General features: G+C 51.3%; 7 protein-coding genes and 1 pseudogene. All 8 read left to right on the top strand.

Annotated elements, in window-relative coordinates; all coding sequences use genetic code 11:
• A pseudogene (locus OEL57_RS11040) lies at positions 1 to 257 on the top strand (lipid A biosynthesis acyltransferase); the annotation flags it as partial.
• A complete protein-coding gene (locus OEL57_RS11035) occupies positions 254 to 943 on the top strand; it encodes a phosphatase PAP2 family protein (protein WP_300740590.1) in 690 nt (229 codons plus the stop codon). The pseudogene OEL57_RS11040 and the gene OEL57_RS11035, both read left to right, overlap by 4 nt.
• Positions 940 to 2,235, top strand: coding sequence for a 3-deoxy-D-manno-octulosonic acid transferase (locus tag OEL57_RS11030; RefSeq protein ID WP_300740589.1), 1,296 nt, complete (start codon positions 940 to 942; stop codon positions 2,233 to 2,235). Before OEL57_RS11035 ends, OEL57_RS11030 begins: the two co-directional genes overlap by 4 nt.
• Entirely contained in the window at positions 2,232 to 3,314 is a 1,083-nt protein-coding gene (gene lpxK / locus OEL57_RS11025; protein ID WP_300740588.1) for a tetraacyldisaccharide 4'-kinase, read from the top strand. Before OEL57_RS11030 ends, lpxK begins: the two co-directional genes overlap by 4 nt.
• Positions 3,315 to 3,380: 66 nt before the next feature.
• Entirely contained in the window at positions 3,381 to 4,403 is a 1,023-nt protein-coding gene (gene waaF, locus OEL57_RS11020; RefSeq protein ID WP_300740587.1) for a lipopolysaccharide heptosyltransferase II, read from the top strand.
• Positions 4,400 to 6,145 carry an ABC transporter ATP-binding protein gene (locus tag OEL57_RS11015; RefSeq protein ID WP_300740586.1) on the top strand — a complete coding sequence of 582 codons (1,746 nt, stop codon included), beginning with the start codon at positions 4,400 to 4,402 and terminating at the stop codon, positions 6,143 to 6,145. Before waaF ends, OEL57_RS11015 begins: the two co-directional genes overlap by 4 nt.
• Positions 6,145 to 6,894, top strand: a complete 750-nt coding sequence (locus OEL57_RS11010; RefSeq protein ID WP_300740591.1) for a glycosyltransferase family 2 protein — start codon at positions 6,145 to 6,147, stop codon at positions 6,892 to 6,894. Before OEL57_RS11015 ends, OEL57_RS11010 begins: the two co-directional genes overlap by 1 nt.
• A 38-nt stretch (positions 6,895 to 6,932) precedes the next feature.
• A complete protein-coding gene (locus OEL57_RS11005) occupies positions 6,933 to 8,003 on the top strand; it encodes a glycosyltransferase (RefSeq protein ID WP_300740585.1) in 1,071 nt (356 codons plus the stop codon).
• The last annotated feature ends 120 nt before the right edge of the window (positions 8,004 to 8,123 follow it).

Here is an 8,123-nt window from a genome sequence, read left to right as displayed (position 1 = left end):
AGGCCTGGGCATCCAAAGCTCCGGTATTGATCGCCCGCAAGACCGGTGTGACGATTGTTCCGGCCTTTATTCATAGGGAAGATGATCATCATGTTATTGATATCTACCCGGCACTGCTGTTTAACGGCGAGGGCGATGAGCAAGGCTGGCAGGATGACGTTAAAATCTATTCCCGCATGATTGAGAAGTTTATTGTGGCCCATCCAACGCAGTGGTACTGGGTGCATCGCCGCTGGAAGAGAACCGAAGGGCTATGAGCAACGGACGCTTCTGGGCGGAACTCTGGATGGTGCTGGTTTTACTGGTGATTGCCACCGGTCTGCTGGTCCATAATGGTGTTGATCAGCTGCTTTCCGGGCTGTTTTTCCAGGAAGGACACTGGCCGATTGGTGAGCAGTTTCCCTGGAAGCTGCTCTACCGGATTGACAGGACCCCTGCGGTGCTGCTGGCATTGGGTTGGCTGTCGGTACTGGCTTGGAGCTATTACAGCCCCGCTCTGATCTCCTGGCGGAAGGCAGCAATTTTCATGGTGCTGCTACTGATTATGGGGCCTGGATTGCTGGTGAACAGCGTATTCAAGGAGCATTGGGGGCGTCCCCGTCCCCGTGAGGTGACGGTATTCAACGGCAATAAGTCGTTTCTGCAACCGTGGCAACCGGGAATTAGCGGAAAAGGACGCTCATTTCCATCCGGTCACTCTTCCGCTGCTTTTTATCTGGCCACTCCCTGGTTTGTGTATCGGCGCCGGAAACCAACTGCTGCAGTTTTCTGGCTCTGGGGCGGGATCGGCTTTGGTGTTTTGATGAGTGTGGCACGAATTGCCCAAGGAGGGCATTTTCTAACCGATTGTCTCTGGGCCTTTGGCATGGTCTGGCTGACCGGGCAGATACTGGCCGCCTTGCTGTTGCCAGAACAGGAGAACAGCGAGGACGTATTGTCATGAACTGGTCGATACTGTACCGTTTACTGACGCTGCTTGCTCTGCCCTTTGCCCTGCTGTACCACTGGTATCGCTCAATCAGCAGAGGGCGTAAAAGCGCCTTTGGTGAGCGGTTCGGTTTTCTGCCCAGCCACAGCCAGCAGCTCCTTGCCGGACAATCGGTCATCTGGCTGCATGCTGTTTCCGTGGGGGAGGTTATTGCTGCCCGTCCGCTGCTGAAAGGTCTGCGGCAGCGTTACCCCCAATTCCGGTTGCTGCTTTCGGTCACCACCGAAACCGGGCGCAGTGTGGCTGAACAGGACCAACTGGCTGATCTGATCACCTACTTTCCGTTTGATATTCATTTTGCGGTCTGTCGCCTGCTTGATGCCGTAAACCCGCAGGCGATTATTATTATGGAGACTGAAATCTGGCCGGTCTTTACCCATGAGGCACAACGCCGCGATATACCGCTTGTACTGGCCAATGGTCGGATCTCAGCACGTTCCTTCCCGCGTTATCTGCGCTTTGACTGGTTCTTTAAGCCGGTGTTGCAGCGTTTTAGCGGCTTGGGGATGCAGAGTACGGCAGATCTTGAGCGGATACTGGCCATTGGTGCACCGCAGTCTCGCAGTAAAGTTCTCGGTAATCTTAAGTACGACATACCGTTCAGCCCGGTTACTGGTGATGAGCGACGACAGTTGCGCCAGAAGTATCAGATCTCGGCAGATCTGGCAGTTTTCTGCATTGGTAGCACCCATCCCGGCGAAGATGAGCAGGTGCTGGCAGTCTATCAGGAACTGCTCAAGCAGTTTGATCACCTGTTACTGGTATTGGTGCCACGTCATCCAGAACGGACCGTAGAGGTGGAGACACTGATTAGTGGTCTTGGTTTGCCGGTTCTGCGCAGATCCGCACTGGAACAGCTTTCTTCAGGTTGCCATGCTGGTATGGTCCTGTTGGTTGATACGGTAGGAGAGTTGATGCAGCTGTACGCCCTGTCTGATCTGGCCTATGTGGGTGGCAGTCTGGTCCCCACCGGTGGCCATAATCTGCTGGAGCCTGCCTCACGGGGGATCCCGATCATCTTTGGCCCCCATATGGATAATTTTCAGGAAATTACCGCTCTCACCCTTGAGTATGGCGCCGGGGTACAGGTGGCGGGTCAACAGGAGCTGCTGGATGCAGCAGCAGACTTTCTGGCAACTCCTGAACTGCGGCATGTTGTGGGCAGCAACGGCCTTAAGCTGCTGCGTGACAGTGGTGGTGCAGTGGAGCGGCATCTCGCCATGCTGGAAGAGGTGATGGCTCAATGAGTCGTGGAGTCTGGTGGCGGGGAGTCGCTGAAGGAAGTAACAGCGGAATGGTCAGCCTGGCTATGAAACTGCTCCTGGCTCCATTTGCAGCACTGTATGCTATGGCGCTGAGGGTCAGGGCTCTGCTCTACCAGGGTGGTCTCCTGTCCACCCACAAACTACCCTGTCCGGTCATTTCCATCGGAAATATCACCGTGGGTGGAACCGGTAAAACTCCCGCAACCATGCTGATTGCACGGGAGTTGCAGAAACGTGGGTACCGGATAGCGGTCCTTTCCCGTGGTTATGGTGGCTCCCTTGAGGGGCAGGTCGCTATCGTAAGTGACGGCAACTCATTACTGCTGGGGCCTGATCAGGCCGGTGACGAACCTTGCCTGCTTGCTCGGAGTCTGCCGGGGCTGATGGTCGTAATCGGCGCTGACCGGTATCAGGCCGGTCTGGTGGCGTTGGAACAGCTCAAACCGGATGTTATGCTGCTTGACGATGGTTTCCAACATATCCGGCTGCATCGGGACTTAAATATTTTGTTGTTAGACGGGACACGACCCTTTGGTAATGGATGGACTCTGCCACTTGGGTTGCTTCGTGAACCACGCACTGCTGTGAAACGGGCTGATCTGGCACTGTTTACCCGGTGTCGTCCCGGGCAGGTCATTCCTGACCTCGGTTTGCCCAGCTGTTGTTCAGAGCATTGTTTGACTGGCTTTAATTACCTGAAAACCGGTGAGGAACTGTCGCTTGAAAAGTTACAGCAGGGGCGGGTGGCTGCCTTTGCCGGCATTGCAGACCCATCTGCGTTTTTTAATGGATTGCAAGCACTGGGGATTCAGTTGGTGGCAACCCTTGCCCTGCCGGACCATGCATTCTATGCTGATGACCGCTTGATACTCATTGACCGGCTTGCTGCCGACTCTGCAGTAGACTGGCTGGTAACTACCGCTAAGGATGGAGTCAAGCTGGCTGGCTGTAATCAGGCATGGAGTAACAAACTGGTTACAGCACGATTGGAACTGAAGCTTGATGATCCTGATCAGCTGTTACAGAGTGCCTTAGATAAACTACTTTCAAGCTTGCGCTGATTCCGGCATACTATTCCCGTTTGTTACAGGTTAGGCATAATGCAGCAGGATTACCATAGCATACTGGTGAGAGCAGTTAATTGGATCGGTGATGCGGTTATGGCAACTCCGGCCCTGATGGCTGTTCGGGAAGCCTATCCCAAAGCCAGGATCACACTGCTTGCCAATCCATTAGTCGGGCAACTGCTGCAGGGACATCCGGCTATTGACCAGGTGCTGTTCTTTGATCGAAAAGGTGAACACAACGGCCTTGCCGGTCGTCTGCGTCTGGCACACCAACTGAAGCATGAACAGTTTGATCTGGCAATTATTCTGCCTAATTCATTTGATTCTGCTCTGATTCCCTGGCTGGCAAGGATTCCGCACCGGTGGGGCAAGGCATCGGATAGGCGCAGTCTGTTGTTAACCAGACGCTTTTACGAGCAGAATCCACCGCAGGATCGCCATGAGGTACAGTACTACTGCGATCTGGTGCGGTCATTTGGAATCTCTGCCAGTCAATCTGAGCCATTTCTTGCCACGACACTGCAAGAAGATGATGAGGCTGCGGCTCTGCTTGCGATACATGGCATACCTGCTGAAGCGATGTTGCTTGGCATTAATGCCGGTGCCAGTTTCGGTTCAGCCAAACGCTGGTATCCAGAGCGGTTTGGCGAGGTGGCCAGACGTCTGGCTGACAAATGGAATGCCCGGATTATCCTGTTTGGTGGGCCGGATGAAGTGGGGATTGTCAATGAGATTGAACAGACACTACAGGCGCAGTGTCTTAATACAGCTGGTAAAACTTCGGTGCGGCAGCTGATGGCACTGATCAAACGCTGCAATTTTTTTGTGACCAATGATTCCGGTCCGATGCATATTGCAGCAGCGTTTGGAGTCCCGCTGGTGGCGGTCTTTGGCCCCACTGACCATGTTGGTACGGCCCCCTGTTCTGATAAGGCGGCTATTGTGCGCCAAAGTGTTGATTGCGCCCCCTGTAAGCTGCGGGTCTGCCCTACTGATCATCGTTGTATGACAGCTGTTTCGACCGACGATGTAGTACAGGCAGCACAGTTGCTCTATGAAGCAAATATTCCTGGAGAACCATGAATCCTGTCTTGATACGAACCCTTGCCTATCTCAAGCCCTACTGGGGGCTGCTGGTGATCTCTGCCCTCTGCTCAATGGTTGTGGGAGCCATGGATGGCGCCTTTGCCTATCTGGTGGAGCCGGTATTGAAAAAGATCTTTGCTGGCAAAGATACCGGCATCTTTTTGCTGGTGCCGGTCGGCATCATAGCGCTCTTTGTTCTGCGGGGGATCTGTCGTTTTACTTACGATACCACCATTAAGCTGGCCGGCCAGAAGGCGATCCAGGATATCCGCAACGACCTGTACAGCAATACTATCCGCAAGGACATGGCCTTTTACAACAAACAGGCCACCGGCGAATTGATGTCGAGAATGACCAACGACATCGGTATGATGCAGGATGGCATGGCTAACGTGGTCTGTGGTCTGTTCCGGGATATGATTTCTTTCATTTCTCTGCTGAGCGTGATCTTTTATCGTAACTGGCAGCTGGCTATCCTCTGTTTTGTGGTACTGCCAATAACTATCTATCCTGCTCAGTTGATCGGCAAAAAGATCAAAAACTCTGCCCGGCGTAGCCTGGATGTGATGGGTGGGATCGGCACTATCCTGCAGGAGACCTTTTCCGGCATCAAGGTGATCAAGGCTTTTGGTCTGGAGGGAACGGTTATCGAGCGCTTCCGGTCTGAAAATCTTGCCTTTCTGGGGCAGTACAAGAAGTTTATCAAGTATGAATCGCTGGCCATGCCGGTATCTGAGATGATCATCTCGCTGGGGATTGCAGCGGTGGTCTGGCTGGGTGGCAGTCAGGTCATGTCTGGCAGGATGACCGCCTCTGAGCTGTTTTCTTTTATCGCCGCCATGATCATGCTGTTTAATCCGGTCAAAAAACTGCAGGGCTCCTACAATACCATTCAGCGTTCTGCCGGTGCGGCAGAACGTGTTTTTCAGCAGATGGATGCCCAGCGCACGGTTACAGAACAGCCAGATGCCCTGGAAATTGACCGGGTGACCGGCAGGGTTGCGATGCGTGATATCAGCTTTGGTTACGGTGATGAAACCATTATTGATCGGGTTTCCCTAGCGGTTGAACCGGGACAGATGGTTGCGCTGGTTGGCCCGTCTGGTGGCGGTAAGTCGACCCTGGCGGCACTTCTGATGCGTCTGTATGATGTTAATCAGGGCAGTATTCTGCTTGATGGGCATGACCTTCGTCACCTGCGGATGGATGCGTTAAATCGTCAGTTTGCGTTGGTTGATCAGGAGACAACCCTGTTTAATGATACCATTGCCAATAACATTCGTTACGGCAAAACAGGGGCTGATGATGGTGAGGTGGAGACAGCGGCAAAGGCTGCCTTTGCCCATGACTTTATTCAGGAACTGCCGGAAGGATATGACACCAATATTGGTGACCGTGGTATACGTCTCTCCGGTGGCCAACGTCAGCGGATCTGTATTGCCCGGGCTTTGCTGAAAAATGCGCCGATTTTGATTCTTGACGAGGCTACCAGCGCCCTGGATACTGAAAGTGAGAAAATGGTGCAACAGGCATTGGATAACCTGATGCTGAACCGTACTACCTTTGTTATTGCCCACCGGCTGTCTACGGTGATGCACGCAGATACCATCGTGGTTCTTGAAAAAGGAAGGGTTATTGAAGCTGGCTCCCATGCGGACCTGATTGAGGGGAGTGGCCTGTACCGCAGGTTGCATAGTTTGCAGTTTAGTGATGTAGCCAGCGAGCAGGGTCATGTGTGATGGGTATTACCGCTACTATCATAACGCTGAACGAAGAAAAAAATATTGGGGCCTGCCTTGCAAGTCTTAATTTTGTTGACGAAATAATTGTAGTTGATTCCGGCAGTACTGATAGAACGGAAGAAATTTGCAGGTCAAATCCTCGAGTTAAATTCTTTAACCAACCATGGCTGGGGTTTGGCCCCCAGAAAAACTATGCAGTGTCGCTTGCTTCTCATACCTGGATTATCTCTGTTGATGCTGATGAAGTGGTTACACCTGAGCTGGCAGCTGAAATACAGGCGACGATCCATGATGGTTGTGATCTTGCCGGATGCTGGGTGCAACGAAAAAACATGTATAAAAAGCAGTGGATTAAACATGGTGGTTGGTGGCCTGATGAAGTCCTGCGTGTTTTCAGGAAAGACAAAGGGCGGTTTAATGACAGAAGGGTGCATGAGTCTGTAGAAATTGACGGTACAACGGCGAGGTTGCAGGCAGCATTGGAACATTATTCGTATAGCGGCCCTGAGGATTTTATTCTCAAGATGCACAGCTATGCCATGGCTGGCGCATACCAGATGCAAGAAGATGGAAGGGCTGGTGGGGCAGTGCGTGCCGTCATCAGGGCGATAGCCGCGTTTGTAAAGGGCTATATCTTAAAACAAGGATTTCTTGATGGTCGAGCAGGTCTCCTGATTGCAACATCCGGGGCAATTGGGGTGTTTTATAAAATAATCAAGCTCTCTGAACTAAATGAACGACCTTAATTTTGTATGTCAGTTATCTGGCTCTGAAAGCCCGCTCTATGTATCTGCTTATTGTTAATACTGAAAAAAGCTGGCGAGGTGGAGAACGTCAGACTCTGCATAACGCTGTTGGTTTTATGCAGCAGGGAGCGCTGGTTGAGTTGCTTTGTCGTCAGGGATCTCCACTTGTAGACCAGGCACTGGCCACAGGGATAAAAGTGCACGAGGTTGGCGGAAATGTTGAAACCTTTTGGTGGCTGGCTCGAAATGCTTCCAGGTATGATCTTATACAGGCACAAACAGCCAAGTCACAGACTGCCGCGGTTATTACAAAACCGTTTCATGGACGACCGGTGGTCTATACCCGAAGGGTTAACTTCGTGCCTAGAGGATGGCTCACAAAGTTAAAATACAAAAAAACTGATTGTGTTGTTGCAATCTCTTATTCCGTAAAACGAGTGCTTGAAGCCTTTGGAATTCGCAATGTCCACGTTATTTATGATGTTGTCGTACCACGATTGCTGAGTAAACAGCGCGCCGAAAAAGTTTACAGCAGGCTGGGACTTGCTAGTAAAAAAATTGTGGCCACAATTGCCGCTCTTGATCAAGATAAAGACCCTTTTACGATGCTGCAGGCAATAAAGAAATTATCGCTTCTAAGAAGCGATTTTGTCTTTTTGCATTTTGGTGATGGCCCGCTGAGGCTAGAACTTCAGCGAAGAATAGATGAGTTGGGGCTACATGATAGGTACATTCTGATGGGATTTGTTACAGATGTGGAGGATATGTTTGCTCTGATGGATCTGTTCTGTATCAGTTCCCGCGAAGAAGGATTGTGTAGTAGCGTATTGGATGCCTTTGCCTACCATGTGCCGGTTGTATCTACAAAGGCGGGAGGCTTGCTGGAGCTTGTTGAAGGGCGCGGTTTTTTGTGTGACACAGGCGATTCCGATGGAATTGCCTTAGGAATAGACCAAATTCTTGAGAACCCATCTGCTTTTAACATCCTTACAGATGCAGCCTATCGTTATGTTGTTTCACAACATTCATTACAAGCAACAACGAAACAATATCTCGATCTATTCAGGTTGTTGATTGATGGAGTTGACAAGTATGATAACCATGCCTGATTCGATCCTTATCGTTAACACGCGTCTGATTGGTGATGTTATTCTCACCACCCCTTTGATACAAATTCTTAAAGATACTTTTCCGCAAGCAGCAATTGACTTTCTGGCTAATCGCGGTAC

This window comes from Trichlorobacter sp. (assembly GCF_030247655.1).
Lineage (GTDB): Bacteria > Desulfobacterota > Desulfuromonadia > Geobacterales > Pseudopelobacteraceae > Trichlorobacter.
This window is presented reverse-complemented; position numbering and strand designations above follow the sequence as displayed.

Coding starts and splice junctions, on each gene's coding strand:
- OEL57_RS11035 (WP_300740590.1), top strand. CDS start 254: ATGAGCAACGGACGCTTCTGGGCGGAACTCTGGATGGTGCTGGTTTTA.
- OEL57_RS11030 (WP_300740589.1), top strand. CDS start 940: ATGAACTGGTCGATACTGTACCGTTTACTGACGCTGCTTGCTCTGCCC.
- lpxK (WP_300740588.1), top strand. CDS start 2,232: ATGAGTCGTGGAGTCTGGTGGCGGGGAGTCGCTGAAGGAAGTAACAGC.
- OEL57_RS11015 (WP_300740586.1), top strand. CDS start 4,400: ATGAATCCTGTCTTGATACGAACCCTTGCCTATCTCAAGCCCTACTGG.
- OEL57_RS11010 (WP_300740591.1), top strand. CDS start 6,145: ATGGGTATTACCGCTACTATCATAACGCTGAACGAAGAAAAAAATATT.
- OEL57_RS11005 (WP_300740585.1), top strand. CDS start 6,933: ATGTATCTGCTTATTGTTAATACTGAAAAAAGCTGGCGAGGTGGAGAA.